Source organism: Salmonella sp. 5800 (assembly GCF_046558195.1).
GTDB lineage: Bacteria > Pseudomonadota > Gammaproteobacteria > Enterobacterales > Enterobacteriaceae > Salmonella > Salmonella enterica.
In genome coordinates this window covers 183,370-203,739 of the sequence record NZ_JBGDOX010000003.1, presented here as the reverse complement: position 1 = coordinate 203,739, position 20,370 = coordinate 183,370, and the positions used below count along the sequence as shown (strand labels likewise).

20 protein-coding genes are annotated in these 20,370 nt (G+C 52.9%); 11 read left to right on the top strand and 9 right to left on the bottom strand.

Going from position 1 to position 20,370, the window contains the following annotated elements:
• Positions 1–1,797, bottom strand: coding sequence for an aryl-sulfate sulfotransferase (locus ACLJZ5_RS08220; RefSeq protein WP_024798442.1), 1,797 nt, complete (start codon positions 1,795–1,797; stop codon positions 1–3).
• Between the two features lie 399 nt (positions 1,798–2,196).
• Here ACLJZ5_RS08220 and ACLJZ5_RS08215 point away from each other — a divergent pair, with 399 nt between their 5' ends.
• Positions 2,197–2,373 (top strand): hypothetical protein, encoded by a 177-nt coding sequence (locus tag ACLJZ5_RS08215; protein ID WP_000469259.1) that lies wholly within the window; start codon positions 2,197–2,199, stop codon positions 2,371–2,373.
• A 66-nt stretch (positions 2,374–2,439) separates the two neighbouring features.
• Here ACLJZ5_RS08215 and zupT read toward each other — a convergent pair whose 3' ends face one another.
• Positions 2,440–3,213, bottom strand: a complete 774-nt coding sequence (zupT, locus tag ACLJZ5_RS08210) for a zinc transporter ZupT (protein WP_000115871.1) — start codon at positions 3,211–3,213, stop codon at positions 2,440–2,442.
• 140 nt (positions 3,214–3,353) lie between these two features.
• Here zupT and ygiD point away from each other — a divergent pair, with 140 nt between their 5' ends.
• Positions 3,354–4,142: a 4,5-DOPA dioxygenase extradiol gene (gene ygiD, locus ACLJZ5_RS08205; protein ID WP_024797614.1), complete on the top strand. Its 789-nt coding sequence runs from the start codon at positions 3,354–3,356 to the stop codon at positions 4,140–4,142.
• Between the two features lie 61 nt (positions 4,143–4,203).
• Here ygiD and ACLJZ5_RS08200 read toward each other — a convergent pair whose 3' ends face one another.
• The 3 genes from ACLJZ5_RS08200 to tolC all read right to left on the bottom strand — a co-directional run bounded on the left by ACLJZ5_RS08200 (position 4,204) and on the right by tolC (position 7,738).
• Entirely contained in the window at positions 4,204–5,367 is a 1,164-nt protein-coding gene (locus ACLJZ5_RS08200; RefSeq protein WP_024797615.1) for a glutathionylspermidine synthase family protein, read from the bottom strand.
• Between the two features lie 5 nt (positions 5,368–5,372).
• On the bottom strand, positions 5,373–6,044 hold the full coding sequence (locus ACLJZ5_RS08195) for a DUF1190 family protein (protein WP_000831528.1): 672 nt from the start codon (positions 6,042–6,044) through the stop codon (positions 5,373–5,375).
• A gap of 212 nt (positions 6,045–6,256) precedes the next feature.
• The gene (gene tolC, locus ACLJZ5_RS08190) at positions 6,257–7,738 is read right to left on the bottom strand and encodes an outer membrane channel protein TolC (protein WP_077914007.1); all 1,482 of its coding nucleotides are present in this window, start codon (positions 7,736–7,738) and stop codon (positions 6,257–6,259) included.
• A 200-nt stretch (positions 7,739–7,938) separates the two neighbouring features.
• Here tolC and nudF point away from each other — a divergent pair, with 200 nt between their 5' ends.
• From nudF to parE, 5 genes are read left to right on the top strand one after another with little or no spacing between them, the layout of a single operon-like run.
• Positions 7,939–8,571 carry an ADP-ribose diphosphatase gene (gene nudF / locus ACLJZ5_RS08185; protein WP_001231950.1) on the top strand — a complete coding sequence of 211 codons (633 nt, stop codon included), beginning with the start codon at positions 7,939–7,941 and terminating at the stop codon, positions 8,569–8,571.
• Positions 8,568–8,990, top strand: a complete 423-nt coding sequence (locus ACLJZ5_RS08180) for a DUF1249 family protein (RefSeq protein ID WP_024797616.1) — start codon at positions 8,568–8,570, stop codon at positions 8,988–8,990. Before nudF ends, ACLJZ5_RS08180 begins: the two co-directional genes overlap by 4 nt.
• Positions 8,991–9,014: 24 nt before the next feature.
• A complete protein-coding gene (cpdA, locus tag ACLJZ5_RS08175; RefSeq protein WP_000444735.1) occupies positions 9,015–9,842 on the top strand; it encodes a 3',5'-cyclic-AMP phosphodiesterase in 828 nt (275 codons plus the stop codon).
• Positions 9,842–10,423 carry an esterase YqiA gene (gene yqiA, locus ACLJZ5_RS08170; RefSeq protein ID WP_000105725.1) on the top strand — a complete coding sequence of 194 codons (582 nt, stop codon included), beginning with the start codon at positions 9,842–9,844 and terminating at the stop codon, positions 10,421–10,423. The genes cpdA and yqiA overlap by 1 nt, the downstream gene beginning before the upstream one ends.
• A 27-nt stretch (positions 10,424–10,450) precedes the next feature.
• A complete protein-coding gene (gene parE, locus ACLJZ5_RS08165) occupies positions 10,451–12,343 on the top strand; it encodes a DNA topoisomerase IV subunit B (RefSeq protein WP_000195318.1) in 1,893 nt (630 codons plus the stop codon).
• Positions 12,344–12,467: 124 nt separating this feature from the next.
• Here the strand turns inward: parE and ACLJZ5_RS08160 are convergent, their stop codons facing one another.
• The 4 genes from ACLJZ5_RS08160 to qseB all read right to left on the bottom strand — a co-directional run bounded on the left by ACLJZ5_RS08160 (position 12,468) and on the right by qseB (position 15,507).
• Positions 12,468–12,782, bottom strand: a complete 315-nt coding sequence (locus ACLJZ5_RS08160) for a putative quinol monooxygenase (protein ID WP_000958587.1) — start codon at positions 12,780–12,782, stop codon at positions 12,468–12,470.
• A 31-nt stretch (positions 12,783–12,813) separates the two neighbouring features.
• Complete coding sequence (locus ACLJZ5_RS08155; protein ID WP_000065416.1) at positions 12,814–13,395, bottom strand: NAD(P)H-dependent oxidoreductase; 582 nt, start codon at positions 13,393–13,395, stop codon at positions 12,814–12,816.
• Between the two features lie 106 nt (positions 13,396–13,501).
• Positions 13,502–14,851 (bottom strand): quorum sensing histidine kinase QseC, encoded by a 1,350-nt coding sequence (gene qseC, locus ACLJZ5_RS08150; protein ID WP_000779334.1) that lies wholly within the window; start codon positions 14,849–14,851, stop codon positions 13,502–13,504.
• Entirely contained in the window at positions 14,848–15,507 is a 660-nt protein-coding gene (qseB, locus tag ACLJZ5_RS08145; protein ID WP_001221574.1) for a quorum sensing response regulator transcription factor QseB, read from the bottom strand. The genes qseC and qseB overlap by 4 nt, the downstream gene beginning before the upstream one ends.
• A 151-nt stretch (positions 15,508–15,658) precedes the next feature.
• Here qseB and ACLJZ5_RS08140 point away from each other — a divergent pair, with 151 nt between their 5' ends.
• The 4 genes from ACLJZ5_RS08140 (at position 15,659) to plsC (ending at position 20,352) form a co-directional block, all read left to right on the top strand.
• On the top strand, positions 15,659–16,051 hold the full coding sequence (locus tag ACLJZ5_RS08140) for a YgiW/YdeI family stress tolerance OB fold protein (protein WP_000731552.1): 393 nt from the start codon (positions 15,659–15,661) through the stop codon (positions 16,049–16,051).
• Positions 16,052–16,122: 71 nt separating this feature from the next.
• A complete protein-coding gene (locus ACLJZ5_RS08135; protein WP_024797617.1) occupies positions 16,123–16,989 on the top strand; it encodes a GyrI-like domain-containing protein in 867 nt (288 codons plus the stop codon).
• A gap of 110 nt (positions 16,990–17,099) precedes the next feature.
• Positions 17,100–19,358, top strand: a complete 2,259-nt coding sequence (gene parC / locus ACLJZ5_RS08130; protein ID WP_001281853.1) for a DNA topoisomerase IV subunit A — start codon at positions 17,100–17,102, stop codon at positions 19,356–19,358.
• Between the two features lie 256 nt (positions 19,359–19,614).
• On the top strand, positions 19,615–20,352 hold the full coding sequence (gene plsC / locus ACLJZ5_RS08125) for a 1-acylglycerol-3-phosphate O-acyltransferase (protein WP_023262773.1): 738 nt from the start codon (positions 19,615–19,617) through the stop codon (positions 20,350–20,352).
• Positions 20,353–20,370 lie beyond the last annotated feature (18 nt).

Sequence of the window (20,370 nt, the reverse complement as noted above, 5' to 3'; positions counted from 1 at the left end):
TTATTTAAACATTTGCGTTGGATGAACCAGTAACGCACGATAGTGCGTCTGGTTGGGCTTATCCGACAGCACATCAATTTCAACTTTCACTTCTTTCGTTTTATAGTCAATCTCATTCAGTTTGCCGACTGTTGGTTTACCAACGTCGAACAGGTTAATAGAACCGCCAAAGCCGAACATGGTGTCGCGGTCTTTTTGATATTCAACAACCGAGGTAATAGGACTATAGAAATCATATCCACGTTCTTTACCGTATTCCCAAACTTGTTGTACGGTGCCTTTCTTCTCATCGATCTTATATTCGACAAAACGGGAATATTTCATGGTCGGTAGAGCCGGTTGCTCCAGGCCGCGACCATCGCCGTTATCAAAGACCGTTAACGTGCCTTTGCTGGAAAGCCATGCCGTATGTTGGGTATAGGTGAAATCGAAATCGGTGTCCTTACACTTGCCGTTTTCGTCACAGGTCAACGGCTTACCATGATCGTCTACCGGTTTCAGCAATTTACTGGTTAGCTGCTTATTCCAGCCTTTAGACGGTGCCAGTATCCATTTCACCTGCTTATCGCGACCAATTTTTACAATACCCTGATGGCGGGAAGAAAGGATGATGGAGTCGTCTTTCGCGTCATAAGCGATAGAGTTGACGTGCGCCCAGTTACGACCGGCACCAACGCCAAGCGCATCGCCATACGGCGTATCCGGTTCGAGTTTCGCCTGCTGTCCGGCATGGGCCAGATCGACGTTCACGCATACTGCGCCCGCATCCAGCGCGCCGAGCAGCGCATCACGCATAGGGTCGAGGATTTTGGTTAAATCCCAAACGTCTACTACGCGGCCAGACTTATCAACCTCAATGATTTGGTCACGAATAGTATGAACATGTATGCCGTCTTCTTTGCGGTAATCGCGTTTGCCGACGCGCAGCAGTACGGTGCCGTTCACGGTTTCGATGGATTCATGAGACGCATCCAGGAACCCGCGCGGCAGTTTGTGATCGGCAAGAATTTGCCCCATCATGTCAAACTCGTACCAGTGTTGGCCCTGCACTGCGGTAAAGGTGCCGCGAGGCGTTTCACGAATACCCATCAGATAGCCGCGTTTGTTGATATTCATATCGTGGCCGTCGTAGAAGGTATCTTGATCCAGCCACCAGCGGTATTCACCCTGGGTGTCGACTACAAACGTATAAGGGGCGATATCGAAAGGCAAAGCCCCGCCCGCCGGGCCGGCATCAAGAATGCCCGCATTTTTATCTTTTTCGCCGTGCCAGTGAAATTCAGCGCCCTGCGGCGTAAAGGTATGGGTATTTACCAGATAAAGGCGATCTTCAAATCCTGGCGCAACTTTAATAACTTTCGTTTGCTGGAGATCTGAAATAGAACGGTTATCCATATAATGGTTGACGATGGCGGACGTCTGCACCACATAGTCATCCTTCATGGCTTTGCCGTTTTCTTTATATTCTACCGTGACGTTGTTGGCAAATTTCTGATAAAGGCCAAAAATAGGAATACCGTCATAGGTTTCTAAAGATTCTTTCCCAACGGTATAAGTAACGGGAACGCCTTTTTCCCCTTTGCCATGTACAGTAACTTTAACGTCTGAAATAACATGGCTATCTAATTCCACCAGTGCGGTGAGAGGGGCATTACCGTAAGGATCGACAACGACTGCGCCTAATTTCCCTGCGGGCTGCGCCGGTTGAAAACCTGCGGCAAACGTACTGGCTGCGGTGAGTCCGCATGTCAGTGCGACGGCGCCGGCAAGTATTGTTTTCCGGTATTGGTCAAACATGGATATATCTCCTTATATACAACTTCTAAATATAATACTTCTGAATATACTATGTTTTTATGAATGATAAATGAGGTAAATGATTGGTCTTTAAATATAAGTCATAATACTATTGCTTATTTTAAAATATACTCTGTATCAATGTTTTTTAATTGCCTTAATAAGTCGATAGTAGGAGCGTGATATTTTAAGAACAATATAAATTAGTACGAAGTGTGATCTTATCGACATTGTTTTCTGCTTAATACCTCTTTCATTATTGTGTTTCACCACTGATTTATATGATCAAAATCATTTATTTGTTCCACAAATATGCCAGTATATGAATACGTCAAAATAAGGGTATGTAAAATTTTAACGTTAAATGTTTAGTGATGTTAAATTTTAAGGGTAAAAAGGATGTTTATTGCCTGGTATTGGATAATATTAATCGTTCTGGTGGTAGTAGGGTATATTTGCCATATGAAGCGTTATTGCAGAGCGTTTCGGCAAGACAGAGATGCATTACTTGAAGCGCGAACGAAGCGTTTTCGCCAGACGAGCGAAGGCGACAGCGTGATGAATGAGCAGAAATAGCGCATATCCTTGACGGGCAGCCGGATGTTGCCTGGCTAAAGGCCTGCATCCGGCGCGACGTTTCTCTTAACCGATACCTATCGTCTGCAAAATGACGAGACTGAGCCCCATGATGGACATACCGCAAAGCACGCCATAGCTGGGGTTATTGTTAGGATCGATCTCTTTTGCCAGCGGCATCAGTTCATCGACGGAGAGCGCCACCATAATACCGGCGACTGCCGCCATGATAGCCGCCATAACGATTGGCGAAACCAGACTGCCCAAAATCAGCCACGCCAGCACGCCGCCAAGAATTTCCGCCATGCCGGAGATACCGGCCCAAAAAATCGCGGTACGTTTTGAGCCCGTCGCGGCATAAACCGGGCCGGCAACCGCCAGACCTTCAGGAATATTGTGCAACGCCACCGCCAGTGCGATGCCGAAACCCAGTTCAAGATTGCTGCTGGCAGTGACAAAGGTGGCGATCCCTTCCGGAAAGTTGTGCAGGCTAATGCCGAGCGTCAATAAAATCGCAGTGCGTTTTATCGAGCCGGGAAGCGGCTGCTGCCTTTTTTGCATCAGATCCTGCGGATGAGCGTGAGGAAGCAGGCGGTCCAGCCCGAAGTAGCCCAACAGGCCGATAATAAACATTCCGTAGCCCAGTACAGGCGACATCCCCTCGGTATCAAGCGCGGCGGGCAGCATCTCCATCAGCGAGATGAGCAGCATGATCCCTGCGGCGAAGCCCAGCGAAAAAGCCAGCACGCGATTAGACGGTTTTTGGCCGAGAACGCCAAGAAACGCGCCAATAAAGGTGGCGGCGCCCGCCAGTAAGGTCAGAATAAGTGGTACTGACATCCATTACTCCTTATCAATTTGCCGTCCGAACCTGACCTTCAAAATAACTGATGATCTTCATCATAGTTATCTGAGTTCTTCCTCTGTGAAGAAAGCGTATGGTGATGTTAACAAAATGTCTTTCCTGTAAGGATAACATCATGTCTTTAACGTGTATGCCAGCATTGTTTTTGGGGCATGGCAGCCCGATGAACGTGCTGGACGATAACGATTATACCCGCGCCTGGCGGCGATTGGGGGAAGCCCTACCGCGACCGCAGGCGATAGTGGTGGTGTCGGCGCACTGGTATACCCGCGGGATGGGCGTCACAGCGATGGAAAGGCCGCAAACTCTCCATGATTTTGGCGGTTTTCCGCAGGCGCTGTATGACACGTATTATCCGGCCCCTGGATCGCCTGCGCTGGCGCAGCGTCTGGTTGAACTGTTGGCTCCCGTTCCCGTCGCGCTCGATAAAGAGGCGTGGGGATTTGATCACGGCTCCTGGGGCGTATTGATCAAGATGTACCCGAATGCGGATATCCCGATGGTGCAGCTTAGTGTTGATAGTACCAAACCGGCGGCATGGCATTTTGAGGTGGGTCGTAAGCTGGCGACGCTGCGTGACGAAGGCGTGATGCTGGTGGCCAGCGGGAATGTGGTTCATAACCTGCGGACTGTGCGTTGGCACGGTGACAATATACCGTATCCTTGGGCGGCGTCATTTAATAACTTTGTGAAAGCCAATCTGACGTGGCAGGGGCCGGTAGAACAGCACCCGCTGGTGAATTATCTGCAACATGAAGGGGGGGCCTTATCAAACCCGACGCCGGAGCACTTTTTGCCTTTGCTGTATGTACTTGGCGCCTGGGATGGCAAAGAACCTATCACCATCCCGGTCGACGGTATTGAGATGGGCAGTATAAGTATGTTGTCGGTGCAGGTGGGGTAGGCCGGATAAGGCGCTGAATGATTGCCCGATGGCGCTACGCGCATCGGGCTTACAGGAGAATCTATCCTTCGACAAAAATATGTGGATAGAAGCGGGAGAGATCCTGGGTGATCAACGCCCGATCTTCACGGATACCAATTCCGGCTGGCTGATCGTTAATCAGCCAGCTACCAATCAGGGTGTAACTGTCGCCGAATTTTGGCAGCGGATAGAACTGTTGCACGATCATACCCTCTTCGCCATACGGGCCTTCCACGGATTCGATCGTTTTACCGTTCTCAATAATCGATACGTTCGCCCCTTCGCGGGAGAAGATCGGTTTCACGACATATTTATCCATTTGTGGATGTTCGTCTTCGGCGAAATACGCAGGCAACAGATTCGGATGGTCCGGGAACATCTCCCACAACAGCGGCAATAACGCTTTATTGGAGATAATGCTTTTCCAGGCCGGTTCCAGCCAGCGCACGCCGGCATCTTCCAGCTTGGTGGAAAACATCTCGCGCAGCATAAATTCCCACGGATAGAGCTTGAACAGGTTCGCAATGACCTGATCCTGCAGATCCGTAAATTGGCCTTTTTCCCCCAGACCAATATCGTCGATATAGAGAAATTCGGTGGCGATTTCCGCTTCGGCCGCGCAATCCTGTAAATACTGAATGGTGCCGCGATCCTCAACCGTATCGCGACAGCAGGTGAGATGCAGCAACTGAAAACCGTACTGCTCGCGAAGTTCAGCAAAGCGTTCAATCAGCTTTTCCTGCAGGCTATTAAACTGATCGCTGCCTTCCGGCAGATTGCCCGCGTTGATCTGATCTTCCAGCCAAATCCACTGAAAAAACGCCGCTTCATACAGCGACGTTGGCGTGTCGGCATTATTTTCGAGCAGCTTAGGCTCGCCGATACCGTCCCAGGCCAGATCGAGGCGGGAATAGAGCGACGGTTGTTGCGTTTGCCAGGACTGGCGAACAAAACCCCAGGTATGTTTTGGAATACGAAACTTCGTCATCAGCTCATCGCTGGCGATGACGCGTTCTACTACCTTGAGGCACATCTGGTGCAGCTCGGCGGTAACCTCTTCCAGTTTTTCCACCTGGGCGAGCGTTAACTTGTAATAAGCGTCTTCACACCAGTACGGTTCACCATACATAGTGTGAAAATTAAACCCGTATTCAGTCGCTTTATCGCGCCAGTCCGGGCGCTCGGTAATACTGACTCTTTCCATGCGTATCAGCCGCCCATCGAACGTGTTGAAGTACCGGCAGCGCTACGCTGCATGGTGCTCTGTTTGGCGACGGATTCGCCAAAACCGCCGCGGGTAACGGTTGTTGTGGTGGCAGGTTTCGGCGCCATAGCGGTTTTCGGTACGGTCATTGTCCGGCCCGGTTGCGCCGCGCCGTAGTTTTTACCTGCCGCATCGGTATATTTGCCGTATGCAGGGCTGGCCGGGTTTTTCGAGCTAAACAGCGGCTGTTGCGCAAAGCCTGCGCCGCCGCCCATCAGACGCCCCATCATGTAACCTGCCATAAGCGGCATCCAGAAACTGCCGCTGGATTGTTGGGCCTGCGCCTGATTTTCCGGTGCCATGCCAGCCTGTGCGGGCGCTTGCTGGCACTGACCTTCGCCAAACTCAGCGACGCAATCTTCGCGTGTAGCGTACTTAGGCGCAGTACGTTCGGCCTCTTTCAGCGCATTGTTATACGCGGTTGTACACTCCGCGCTTTTGCCCGGATTCGCCGCTGAACAGTCATCAGCGTTTTGATACAGCGATACGGTTTCATCGCTTTTTTCACAGCCAGCCAGCATAAAAACAGCCGTAACCGCCAGGGCGACCGGCGTTAAATGCCGCGCGCTCCAGCTTTTGCGAAATGATGCGTGATGGATGGATTTTGTCCGTTTCATATTTGTCTTCCAGGACCCAGTGGTAAATACAACATGCGTTCAGAATAGAGGATGACTGGTCGAAATTGAAGCGAGAAAAGGCGAGAATACGGCGGAATAGCAGGATCTTTACGTTGTCTTACGTTCAGGCGCGGCTTTATGACAGGTAGCGCCGCGCTTACCAGACCTACAAGGGCATAGGTCTGATAAACGCAGCGCCAGCGAATAACTTATCAATGCCGGAATGGATTGCCGTTATTGCTGTTGGCGCGAGCGGCGGTCGGCTGTACTGCCGGCGCGGCGCTATGGGCATTATAACCGTCTGCGGCAGCATCCTGCTCTGGCGTTTCCGGCGCTACGCTTTCCGGCGACGTCGGGATAGGTTTACCCAACGTACTGTTAAGCGCGAGCAGATCCTGCTCGTTCAGCGTACCGAGCGCATATTTGATATTTAACTGATTAATCAAATAGGTATAACGCGCGTTGGCCAGTTGCTGCTTGGCATCATACAGAGTGGTGGTGGCATCCAGTACGTCAACAATGGTACGTGTACCGACCGAGTAACCGGCTTCCATTGCATCCAAAGAACTTTGCGCGGAAACGACCGCCTGTTTGTACGCGTTGATGCTGCTGATGGAGGCGTTAATATTGTTAAAGGAAGAACGTACGGTCTGCACCACGCTACGGTGCGCGCTTTCCAGCTGTTCGCTTGCGCCGACGAAGTTATACTGCGCCTGTTTTACCTGCGAGTTAACCATCCCACCTTGATACAGCGGCAGGGAGAAGTTCAGGCCGATTTTATTCTGCCCCATGTTGCTATCGTCGTACTGGCTACCTGGACCGTGGGTGTTAGAACCGCTATAAGAGGTATCAGAAATGCCGGTTGAGGCCGTTAAATTCAGCGTCGGCAGATGGCCATCCTGCGCCTGACGGATTTGCTCGCGCGCCAGATCCTGACTTAAACGCGCCTGCAACAGCGACAGGTTACGGTTTTCCGCTTCCTTCAGCAGCGCATTAACAGCTTTGGGTTTGTCGGTTTTAAAATGCTCGACGTTAAGCGACGCCAGCTCCGGGTAATAATTGCCGGTTACCTGGCGCAGCTCTTCTACCGCGTTATCCAGGTTGTTGCGGGCGGTCACTTCATTCGCCAGTACGGTATCATATTGCGCACGGGCGTTTTGCACGTCGGTAATGGCGACCAGACCCACGTTAAAACGTTGCGTCGTTTGATCTAACTGACGGTAGATAGCCTCTTTTTGTGCCTGGGTATAGGAAAGCACATCAATGGCGTTCAATACCTTAAAATACGCGTTCGCGGTATTGAGGATCAGCGTCTGCTGATCGGTCTGATAGGTGACATCCTGAATGCCTGCTGCTTTTTCTTGCAGGGTGAGCCCGCGCCATTTCGACATATCAAATAGCGTCTGCGTTAATTGCAGGGAAGCGCTGGTTTCATTGGAGTTGATACCGTTCGCATCGCGATAACCGTTGCTGTAGGTGTAGTCGGCACCTAAACCCAGTTGCGGCAGTAAAGGACTACGCGCTTCGTTAATTTTTTCGAATGCAGCATCGCGATCGGCAGCGGATTTACGCAATTCCGGGTTGCTCAGGCGTGCTTGCTGATAAACTTGCATCAGGTTCTCTGCCTGGCTTAGTGTGCTGAACCCCGACAGGCTCAGGCCGATAAGGATGGGGAGCAATTTCTTCATTTGCATTCCTTGTTGTGAAGCAGTATTTAGCGCTGATCAATTTGTAAAAATAATTGCTGATTCTAGCAGAATCCGCCACTGCAAAAAGTTGGCGTTACGTGCCATACGAGCCTTAATTGGCACCAATTTACCACAAGGGTGATAAAACAGCAGTCAACCACCCTTGAAATTCATCATTTAATCATTATTGCTAGCAGGGCAGCACAATGCGTAAATCAGACAACTTGCCAGTTACTTTCACCAAAAGCGATGTAGAAATTATTGCACGGGAAACGCGCTATCGCGGTTTTTTTTCATTGGATGTGTATCGATTCCGCCATCGTTTATTCAACGGAGAAATGAGTGGCGAGGTAAAGCGCGAAATTTTTGAGCGCGGGCACGCCGCCGTCTTGCTACCCTTTGACCCTGAACGCGACGAGGTGGTGCTGGTCGAACAGATTCGTATTGCCGCGTATGACACAAGCGTTACGCCGTGGCTGCTGGAGATGGTCGCCGGCATGATAGAAGAAGGCGAAACCATTGAGGCGGTCGCCCGGCGAGAGGCGATGGAAGAAGCGGGGCTGACTGTAGGCCGCACCCGACCGGTCATCAGTTACCTGGCGAGTCCAGGAGGAACCAGCGAGCGCTCATCTATTCTGGTGGGTGAAGTGGACGCCACGACCGCGGCAGGTATTCATGGTCTGGCGGATGAAAACGAAGATATTCGGGTTCATGTGGTAAGCCGGGAACAGGCATACCAGTGGGTAGAAGAGGGGAAAATCGACAACGCAGCCGCAGTCATCGCTTTGCAATGGCTTCAGTTGCATCATCAAGAGTTAAAAAACGAGTGGAAAAAATGAAGCGTTATACACCTGACTTCCCAGAAATGATGCGTTTGTGCGAAACCAATTTTTCGCAATTGCGCCGCCTGCTGCCGCGCAATGACGCCCCCGGTGAAATGGTGAGCTATCAGGTGGGCAACGTACAATATCGGTTAACGATTGTGGAATCGACTCGATACACTACGCTTGTAACGATCGAGCAAACGGCGCCAGCCATCACCTACTGGAGCCTGCCGTCGCTGACGGTGCGCCTCTACCATGATGCGATGGTGGCTGAAGTGTGTTCAAGCCAGCAGATCTTTCGCTTCAAAGCGCGGTATGATTATCCAAATAAAAAGTTGCATCAACGCGACGAAAAGCATCAAATTAATCAGTTTCTGGCCGACTGGCTACGATTCTGTTTAGCACATGGAGCGATGGCGATTCCGGTTTATTAGCGTCGTGAAACCTAAGGACACCATTTGGAAAGCCTGTTAACCCTACCTCTGGCTGGTGAGGCCCGAGTCAGGATTTTACAAATTACAGATACTCACCTGTTTGCCGAAAAGCATGAAACGCTGTTAGGCGTCAATACCTGGGAAAGTTACCAGGCCGTGTTGGAGGCTATTCGGGCGCAACAGTATGAATATGATCTGATCGTGGCGACCGGCGATCTGGCGCAGGATCAATCCGCTGCGGCTTATCAGCATTTTGCTGAGGGTATCGCAAGCTTTCGCGCGCCTTGCGTTTGGCTACCGGGCAATCACGATTTTCAGCCGGCAATGTACAGCGCGCTGCAAGAGGCGGGGATTTCCCCGGCTAAACGCGTGTTAATCGGTGAACAATGGCAGATTTTGTTGCTGGATAGCCAGGTGTTTGGCGTTCCGCATGGCGAACTGAGCGAGTTTCAACTGGAATGGCTTGAGCGTAAGCTCGCCGATGCGCCAGAGAGACAGACATTGCTCCTTTTGCACCACCATCCGTTGCCGGCAGGGTGCAGTTGGTTGGATCAGCACAGCTTGCGTAATGCCGGTGAGCTGGATAGCGTGCTGGCGAATTTCCCGCGTGTAAAATATCTGTTATGCGGACATATTCACCAGGAGCTGGATCTTGACTGGAACGGTCGCCGTCTGCTGGCGTCGCCGTCAACCTGCGTACAGTTCAAACCACACTGCGCGAACTTTACGCTGGATACTATCGCGCCGGGCTGGCGTACGCTGGAGCTCCGGGCGAACGGCGTCCTGGAGACGGAAGTGCATCGCCTGCAGGATACCCGGTTCCGACCCGATACCGCTTCGGAAGGATACTGATGTCTACGCTTCTCTATTTGCACGGATTCAACAGTTCCCCTCGCTCGGCAAAAGCGTGCCAGCTAAAAAACTGGCTGGCGGAGCGTCATCCGCATGTCGAGATGATCGTCCCTCAATTACCGCCGTATCCTGCCGATGCGGCGGAGTTGCTGGAATCTCTCGTGCTTGAGCATGGTGGTGCGCCATTAGGGCTGGTAGGATCGTCGCTGGGTGGTTATTACGCCACCTGGCTGTCGCAATGTTTTATGCTGCCGGCTGTGGTGGTGAATCCCGCCGTGCGGCCCTTTGAATTACTGACCGACTATCTCGGTCAGAACGAGAACCCCTACACCGGGCAGCAATATGTGCTAGAGTCTCGCCATATTTATGATCTTAAAGTCATGCAGATTGACCCGCTGGAAGCGCCGGACCTGATCTGGCTACTGCAACAGACGGGCGATGAAGTGCTGGATTACCGCCAGGCGGTGGCATATTACGCCTCCTGCCGTCAGACAGTGACCGAGGGTGGTAATCACGCATTCACGGGCTTCGAAGATTATTTCAACCAGATTGTCGATTTTCTTGGACTGCACAGTTGCTGACAATCAATTCGAATTGCTAATTAAACCATGACGCAAACTTATAACGCTGATGCCATTGAGGTACTCACTGGGCTTGAGCCGGTACGCCGCCGCCCGGGGATGTACACCGATACGACCCGCCCCAACCATTTGGGTCAGGAAGTGATTGATAATAGTGTGGATGAAGCACTGGCAGGTCACGCCAAACGCGTGGATGTCATTTTACATGCCGATCAATCGCTGGAAGTGATTGACGACGGACGCGGGATGCCGGTGGATATCCATCCGGAAGAGGGGGTTCCGGCGGTAGAACTGATCCTCTGTCGACTTCATGCCGGCGGTAAATTCTCCAATAAGAACTATCAGTTCTCTGGTGGTCTGCATGGGGTGGGGATTTCGGTAGTGAATGCCCTGTCAAAGCGCGTGGAAGTGACCGTGCGCCGCGACGGTCAGGTCTATAACATCGCGTTTGAAAACGGCGAAAAAGTGCAGGATTTGCAGGTTGTCGGCACCTGCGGTAAACGTAATACTGGCACCAGCGTGCATTTCTGGCCGGACGAAAGTTTCTTCGACAGCCCGCGTTTTTCTGTCTCTCGCTTAATGCACGTTCTGAAAGCAAAAGCGGTGCTGTGTCCCGGCGTGGAAATCACTTTTAAAGATGAAGTGAATAACAGCGAGCAGCGCTGGTGCTACCAGGATGGCCTGAACGACTATCTGGGCGAAGCGGTAAATGGCCTGCCAACTCTGCCGGAAAAGCCGTTTATCGGTAATTTTAACGGTGAAACGGAAGCGGTTGACTGGGCGCTATTGTGGCTGCCGGAAGGCGGCGAATTACTGACGGAAAGCTACGTCAACCTGATCCCGACCATGCAGGGGGGGACGCACGTCAACGGTCTGCGCCAGGGCCTGCTCGACGCGATGCGCGAATTTTGCGAATACCGCAATATTCTGCCGCGCGGCGTCAAACTGTCGGCGGAAGATATCTGGGATCGCTGCGCTTATGTGCTCTCCGTGAAAATGCAGGACCCGCAATTTGCCGGGCAGACTAAAGAGCGTCTGTCGTCGCGTCAATGTGCGGCATTTGTTTCCGGCGTGGTGAAAGATGCTTTCAGCCTGTGGCTGAACCAGAACGTGCAGGCGGCGGAACAACTGGCAGAGATGGCGATTGCCAGCGCGCAGCGGCGACTGCGCGCCGCAAAAAAAGTGGTGCGCAAAAAGCTCACCAGCGGTCCGGCGTTGCCGGGGAAACTGGCGGACTGTACCGCGCAGGATCTTAATCGGACCGAGCTGTTCCTTGTGGAAGGGGATTCGGCAGGCGGTTCCGCCAAGCAGGCGCGCGATCGCGAATATCAGGCGATCATGCCGCTCAAAGGTAAGATCCTTAACACCTGGGAGGTCTCTTCCGATGAAGTGCTGGCCTCGCAGGAAGTGCATGATATTTCCGTGGCGATCGGTATCGATCCGGACAGCGACGATCTGAGTCAGCTGCGCTACGGCAAGATCTGTATCCTGGCGGATGCGGACTCCGATGGTTTGCATATCGCTACGCTGCTTTGCGCGCTGTTTGTCAGACATTTCCGCGCGCTGGTGAAGAATGGTCATGTCTACGTCGCGCTACCGCCGCTATACCGTATCGATTTGGGTAAAGAGGTCTATTACGCGCTGACGGAAGAAGAGAAGGCGGGCGTACTGGAACAACTGAAGCGTAAGAAAGGCAAGCCGAACGTACAACGTTTCAAAGGCCTGGGTGAAATGAACCCAATGCAGTTACGCGAAACCACGCTTGATCCAAATACTCGCCGCCTGGTGCAGCTCACCATTAGCGATGAAGACGATCAGCGTACTAATGCGATGATGGATATGCTGCTGGCGAAGAAACGTTCTGAAGATCGACGCAACTGGCTACAGGAAAAAGGCGATCTCGCGGATCTTGACGTGTAACGGTTGTTGCACGCTTTATCCGGTCTGCATGCCGCAGGCCGGATAAGCGAATCCGACATGACGCCGCAGCCTGATGGCGACACTTGCGCATCGCATCAGGGCGACGTCAGACGAGGGTAATAACTTAAACGCCGGATTCCAGAATACGAATATTCATTTCCAGCACATCGTCTTTTACCGCGTCGCTGTAGGCTTTCATATGCGGGGTTTGCAGATGCGCCTCAAGGTGCGCAACGCTTTCCCACTGTTCAATCATCACGATCGAGTCAGGCGCCAGAGTCTGAAAACTCACGCCCGCGGCATGATCCACCATCGGCGCGTAACCGTGGCACCCCTCTTCTTTAAGAACGGTTGGAATAATTTTCGCAAACTGATCGAGGACGGCCTGACGGTGATGTTGGCCCGGACGCGTGCGAATTTCGGCAATGACGGTAAGCATGGTTAACTCCTTCTAATTCCAGGATGACCAGTTAAGCAAAAATTTCGCTCAGATGCTTGCGATATTCTGCGGTATAGCGCGGAACATCCGGCATTTTAATCACGTCGTTGGCAATAAATGTTGGTAGCGCGTCCATGCCCAGGAACTGGTTGGCTTTATGGAATGGCAGATAGACGCCATCTACGCCTACGCCGTGGAAAAACTGATCTTTTTCGGTAAATGCTTCCATCGGCGCGTTCCACGTCAGTGACAGCATATATTTTTTCCCCTGCACCAGACCGCCGGAACCGTACTTTTTAGCGGCATCGGAACGCGTGCGGCCATCGCTGGCATAGAGCGTGCCGTGACCTTCGGTAAAGACATCATCCATATATTTTTTTACTGTCCATGGCGCGCCCATCCACCAGCCTGGCATCTGCCAAATCACCACGTCAGCCCAGACGAAATTCTGCACCTCTTCTTTAATGTCATAGTCGCTGTCGGCACGGACGATCTTAACCTGATGACCCAGATCGCGCAGAAGCCCATCGGCAACTTCGGTCAGGGTGTCATTTAACTGGCCGTTGGAGTGCGCGAATTTTTTCGCCCCGTTGATAATCAGGATGTTACTCATTTTGTATCCTCAAGAAATGCGTTTGCTGCTGATTCTACGCTGACGGGCGGTGCGGTGAAATTAGCAAAATGTGCAAAGTCTTTTGCGTTTTTGGCAAAAGTCTCTGTTACCAACTTACTACGGCCTCAAATCCACCTTCCGCGGCGTTGCCAAACGACACCGTCATGCCGTGTAGCGTAGCGATGCGGCGGACGATTGATAATCCCAGACCGCTGCCGGTCACACTTTGGCCAGGCGGGCGGTAAAAACGCTCGCCGATATGCGTCAGAATCTCTGGCGCTACGCCGGGGCCATTATCTCTGACGGTGAAGCTGCGGGCATGTAAGGTAACGTCGACGACGCTGCCCTGCGGACTGTAGCGAATCGCATTATCCAGCAGGTTACGCACTAACAGGCTTAAGAGTAGCGGCTGGCCGGTACGTATGACGTCATGGGCGTTAAGCTGTAAACGCACGTCGATATTCGCCTGCTGCGCCGGATGATAAATATCCATTACCGCGGACTGCAGCAGCTCTTCCAGCGAAATCTCCGCTACATCCTGCAAATTATTGAGCGAGTCGAGACGCGATAACGTCAGTAGCTGATCGACCAGCCGCGTGGCGCGATCGATCCCCGCATGGAGCTGGGTCAGCGCTTTATCACGCGATAGCGGATCGTCGCCCGAGAGCTGCGCCACCTCGGTTTGTACTTTCAGCGCGGCCAGCGGGCTGCGCAATTCATGGGCGGCGTCGGAGGTAAATCGCCGTTCGCGCACCATCATGGAGTGGATGCGGCTAAAAAGCTGATTAAGCGCTTCGACCAGTGGGCGAACCTCGCTCGGTACGCCTTTGGCGTCGAGCGGCGTTTCCGATTCCGGCGACCGGAAGCGCAGCGCCTGCGCCAGTTTTTTCAACGGTCTGAGCTCGCGGTGAAGCAGGAGTAATAAAATCAGCAGCATGAAGGGAAGGGCGATCAGCCACGGCGTTAATTGCGCCGCCACGATCGCCAGCGCCATATCTTCGCGGTAATCCCACTCCTGACCGACGACGATACGATACTTACCGTCCACCGAGTTCAACCACAAAAAACGCCAGAGGTCGTTGTCATCCTTCAGATAGCCATTGTCGAAACCTTCCCGGCGATAGCGATACGGAATATCCTGGCCGTTGTCGCCATCATGCAGCAACATTTTGCCGTCAGCGGAAAAGATGGCGAATGCCAGCGCATCGTCATCGATATGCCCATGTTTTAATTTCTTTGGCGTATGCGCCATGCGCTGCGGGGCGTTGATCTCGTTAAGATCGAGGGTGCTAAGCCGTCTGGCGAACAACATCAACTGTGTGTCAAACAGCTCGTCGACATTATCCGTCGTCTTTCTCCAGGCCACAAAACTGGAGATTGCCCAGGTGATGGAGACCAGAATCAGGAAAATAAGCGTCAGCCTGACGCGCAGGCTGAGACGTTGCGTCAATTTCATGCGTCACCCAGGGTGTAGCCGATGCCGTGTACGGTGCGAATAAATTCGCTGCCGAGCTTGCGGCGTAAATGATGAACATGGACTTCCACTGCATTGCTGGACACGTCGTCATCCCAGTTATACAGCTTCTCTTCAATAAGCTTGCGCGGCAGCACGCGACCTTTGTTGCGCAGTAAGAGTTCCAGCAACGCGAACTCTTTTGGTTTTAAGGCCAGCGGTTCGCCGGCAAGCGTTGCGACGAGATTGCCTGGATTGAGCGTCACCTGGCCGTGGCGCAATTCGCTACTGGCCTGACCGCTGGCGCGGCGTACCAGCGCCTCCAGACGGGCGGCGACCTCAATGAGCGCGAAAGGTTTACATAAATAGTCATCGGCGCCCAGACGTAGCCCCTCGACGCGCTCTGCTAACGCGTCGCGCGCCGTCAGGATCAGTACCGGTTCCTGTTTACCCTTTTCGCGCCATTCGCGCAAAATATCCCGTCCGTCCATTCCTGGCAGCGTCAAATCTAAAATAACCGCATCATAAGGCGCGCTGTAAAGCGCCTCTTTGCCCGGACGTCCCTCGGTAAACCAGTCGACGCTGAAACCCATTTTACTCAGGCCCGCTTTTATGCCATCGCCAATAAGTGTGTCATCTTCTACCAGTAAAATTCGCATCTGTTCTTCCTTGCGGTAACTCGCGTTGTCGTCAGTTAACCTTGTCGCCGCAGGCGATGTACAGAAAAAAAGATTCTTTTTTTGCCTTAAGAAGTTGTTAAGGATTACCTTATTAAATGGATCTGAAACGACATGAAAGGGAAAAGTAATCATGAAAAAATTAGCTGCAATCGTTGCCGTTATGGCACTGTGTTCTACCCCGGTTCTGGCGGCTCAGCAGGGTGGTTTCTCCGGCCCGTCGGCGACGCAAACGCAAGGCGGCGGATTTGTCGGCCCGAACGGCAGCAGCACGACGGTAGAGAGCGCTAAATCGCTGCGTGACGATGCGTGGGTAACGCTGCGCGGGAATATCGTCGAGCGCATTTCCGACGACCTGTATGTGTTTAAAGATGCGACCGGTACTATCAATGTGGATATTGACCACAAGCGCTGGAACGGCCTGACCGTAACCCCGCAGGATACCGTTGAAATTCAGGGCGAAGTGGATAAAGACTGGAACTCTGTCGAAATCGACGTAAAACAGATTCGTAAAGTGAATCCGTAATCCCACATTGCGCAAGATCGGTCAGGATTCACAGCCGCCCGGTGGGCAGAATAGGCCACAAGGAGGCAGTGATGAATGACCTGATCAGCGCGGCTTATTCCGAACGTCTGCGGCGCGTTTGCGACCACATTGAGCGTCATCTGGATGAGCCTCTGTCGCTTGAGGTGTTAAGCCGGATGGCGCACAGCTCGCCGTTTCATTTTCACCGGCAGTTTACCGTCTGGAGCGGGCTTCCGCTCTATCGCTATATCCAGTGGTTGCGTTTGCGCCGCGCGTCATGGCGGCTGGCGTTTAACCCGCAGGATAAAGTTATCGATATCGCGCTGGATGCCGGGTTTCAGAATCCGGAGTCGTTCACACGTGCTTTCAAAACCGCGTTTGGTCAAAGCCCGCGCCGGTTTCGGCAATCGCCGGACTGGCTGGCCTGGCACCAGCGCGTTCCTAAACTTGCGTTACAGGAGCAGCATGTCATGGACGTAAAAATCGTTGAATTTCCACCTACCCGCGTCGCGATGCTGACGCATCTGGGGCATCCGGATAAGGTCAACGCCAGCGCGGCGAAATTTATTGCATGGCGGCGCGAAACGGGGCAGTCGCCGATTGCCAGCAGTCAAACTTTTGGTATTGCCTGGCACGACCCGCAGACGACGCCGCCGGATCAATTCCGCTTTGATATCTGCGGCAGCGTCCGCCAGCCGATAGCCGAAAATGACGTTGGCGTGGTGAATAGCGAGATTCCTGGCGGGCGCTGCGCGGTGGTGCGCCATCAGGGATCGCTCGACAGCCTCCCGGAGAGCGTGTGGTATTTATTCCGCGAATGGCTACCCGCCAGCGGTGAGACGCTGCGCGATTTTCCGGTCTTCTTCCAGTACCTGAATTTCGTCCATGAGGTGGCGGAACATGAGCTGCTGACGGATATCTATCTGCCGCTTCGTTAACTTCCTCGCAACCTGTCTCACGGTTTGTGACTCAGACCGTGAGATAGGGTATTATCTGCGGCAATATTGCCGTCCGAACGGTCAGCATGCAGATTGAGGATCCCCTGTTAATGAGCGATATGGCAGAGCGCCTTGCGCTACATGAATTTACGGAAAACGCCTACTTAAACTACTCCATGTACGTGATCATGGATCGTGCGTTGCCGTTTATTGGCGACGGCCTGAAGCCGGTACAGCGCCGCATCGTCTATGCGATGTCAGAGCTGGGGCTGAACGCCAGCGCTAAATTTAAAAAATCCGCCCGTACCGTCGGTGACGTACTGGGTAAGTATCATCCGCACGGCGACAGCGCCTGCTATGAAGCCATGGTGCTGATGGCGCAGCCGTTCTCTTACCGTTACCCGCTGGTCGATGGCCAGGGGAACTGGGGCGCGCCGGATGATCCGAAGTCATTCGCGGCAATGCGTTATACCGAATCTCGCCTGTCCAAATACGCCGAGCTGCTGTTAAGCGAACTCGGTCAGGGGACGGCGGACTGGGTGCCAAACTTCGACGGCACGATGCAGGAACCGAAAATGTTACCGGCGCGTCTGCCGAACATCCTGCTGAACGGCACCACCGGTATTGCGGTGGGGATGGCAACAGATATCCCGCCGCACAACCTGCGCGAAGTGGCGAAAGCGGCGATTACGCTGATTGAGCAGCCGAAAACGACGCTGGATCAGTTGCTGGATATCGTCCAGGGGCCGGATTACCCGACCGAAGCGGAGATCATTACCCCACGTGCGGAAATTCGTAAAATTTACGAAAACGGGCGTGGCTCCGTGCGTATGCGCGCGGTATGGACCAAAGAAGACGGCGCCGTGGTAATTTCCGCGCTGCCGCATCAGGTCTCTGGCGCGAAAGTGCTGGAACAGATTGCTGCGCAGATGCGTAATAAAAAACTGCCGATGGTAGACGATCTGCGCGATGAATCGGATCACGAAAACCCGACGCGTTTAGTGATTGTCCCGCGCTCCAACCGTGTGGATATGGAACAGGTGATGAACCATCTGTTCGCCACCACCGATCTGGAAAAAAGCTACCGTATTAACCTGAACATGATCGGTCTGGATGGTCGTCCGGCGGTGAAAAACCTGCTGGAGATCCTCACCGAGTGGCTGGCGTTCCGCCGCGACACGGTGCGTCGTCGTCTGAACTATCGTCTGGAGAAAGTGCTTAAGCGCCTGCATATCCTCGAAGGTTTGCTGGTGGCGTTTCTCAACATCGACGAAGTGATTGAGATTATCCGTAACGAGGATGAGCCGAAACCCGCGCTGATGTCGCGTTTCGGCATCAGCGAAACTCAGGCGGAAGCGATTCTCGAACTGAAACTGCGTCATCTCGCCAAACTGGAAGAGATGAAAATTCGCGGTGAGCAGGACGAGCTGGAAAAAGAGCGGGACCAGTTGCAGGGCATTCTCGCGTCCGAACGCAAAATGAATACCTTGCTGAAAAAAGAGCTACAGGCAGATTCCGATGCCTATGGCGACGATCGCCGTTCTCCGCTGCGTGAGCGCGAAGAAGCTAAAGCGATGAGCGAACACGATATGCTGCCGTCCGAACCGGTGACTATCGTGCTGTCGCAGATGGGCTGGGTGCGCAGCGCCAAAGGTCATGATATTGATGCGCCGGGGCTTAACTATAAAGCGGGCGATAGCTTTAAAGCCGCGGTGAAAGGTAAGAGCAATCAACCGGTGGTGTTTATTGATACCACCGGTCGCAGCTATGCCATTGATCCCATTACGCTTCCGTCGGCGCGCGGGCAGGGCGAACCGCTGACCGGCAAACTCACGCTGCCGCCGGGGGCGACCGTAGAGCATATGCTGATGGAAGGCGATGACCAGAAACTGCTGATGGCGTCGGATGCGGGCTATGGCTTCGTTTGTACGTTTAACGATCTGGTTGCCCGTAACCGTGCCGGTAAAGCGTTGATTACACTGCCGGAAAATGCGCACGTCATGCCGCCGCTGGTGATTGAAGACGAGCACGATATGCTGCTGGCGATTACCCAGGCCGGACGGATGTTGATGTTCCCGGTTGACTCTCTGCCGCAGCTGTCGAAAGGCAAAGGGAATAAGATCATTAATATCCCCTCTGCGGAAGCGGCAAAAGGCGATGATGGACTGGCGCACCTGTACGTGCTGCCGCCACAAAGCACTCTGACTATCCATGTCGGGAAGCGCAAAATCAAACTGCGCCCTGAAGAGTTACAAAAGGTGGTCGGCGAACGCGGACGCCGTGGCACATTAATGCGCGGCCTGCAGCGTATCGATCGCATTGAGATTGATTCACCGCATCGCGTAAGTCATGGCGACAGCGAAGAGTAAGACAGAGGCACCCGTAGGCCGGACAAGGCATTTAAGCCGCCATCCGGCGCTCTGCCGTTGCCGGATGACGACGCAGTAGCGTCTTATCCGGCCTACGGTTTCAGATCGGATTAACATTAAAATTTCCCGTAAAACCGTTGTTTATTCGTGCATTGCGATTAACAATACGTTTTTCCAGAGAGCCACACTTACCAAAATCCTAACCTGAATTTCAGGTGACGTAGAATGCCGGGCTCTTAGGCCTTCAGAGGTTGTTATGCTATATATTTTTCGTCTTATTGTTACCGTTATTTACTCCATTCTGGTCTGTGTTTTCGGTTCTATTTACTGCCTTTTCAGCCCACGTAACCCAAAACACGTGGCGACGTTTGGGCATATGTTCGGCCGTCTGGCCCCGCTGTTTGGCCTGAAAGTGGAGTGCCGCAAACCCGCCGACGCGGAAAATTATGGCAATGCTATCTACATTGCTAACCATCAGAATAATTATGATATGGTCACGGCGTCGAATATTGTGCAGCCGCCAACGGTGACGGTGGGGAAAAAAAGCCTGCTTTGGATCCCGTTTTTTGGGCAACTGTACTGGCTGACCGGTAATCTGTTGATTGACCGTAATAACCGCGCCAAAGCGCATAGCACCATTGCGGCAGTGGTTAACCATTTTAAAAAGCGCCGTATTTCTATCTGGATGTTCCCTGAAGGTACGCGTAGCCGGGGACGCGGTCTGCTGCCGTTTAAAACCGGCGCGTTTCATGCGGCTATCGCGGCTGGTGTGCCGATCATTCCTGTCTGCGTTTCCAACACCTCTAACAAAGTCAATCTAAACCGCCTGAACAACGGACTGGTTATTGTGGAAATGCTGCCGCCAGTCGACGTCAGCGAATATGGTAAAGATCAGGTTCGCGAGCTGGCGGCCCACTGCCGTGCGTTAATGGAGCAAAAAATCGCGGAACTTGATAAAGAGGTTGCGGAACGTGAAGCGACCGGTAAGGTTTAAGCAGCCTTACTCTGTTAT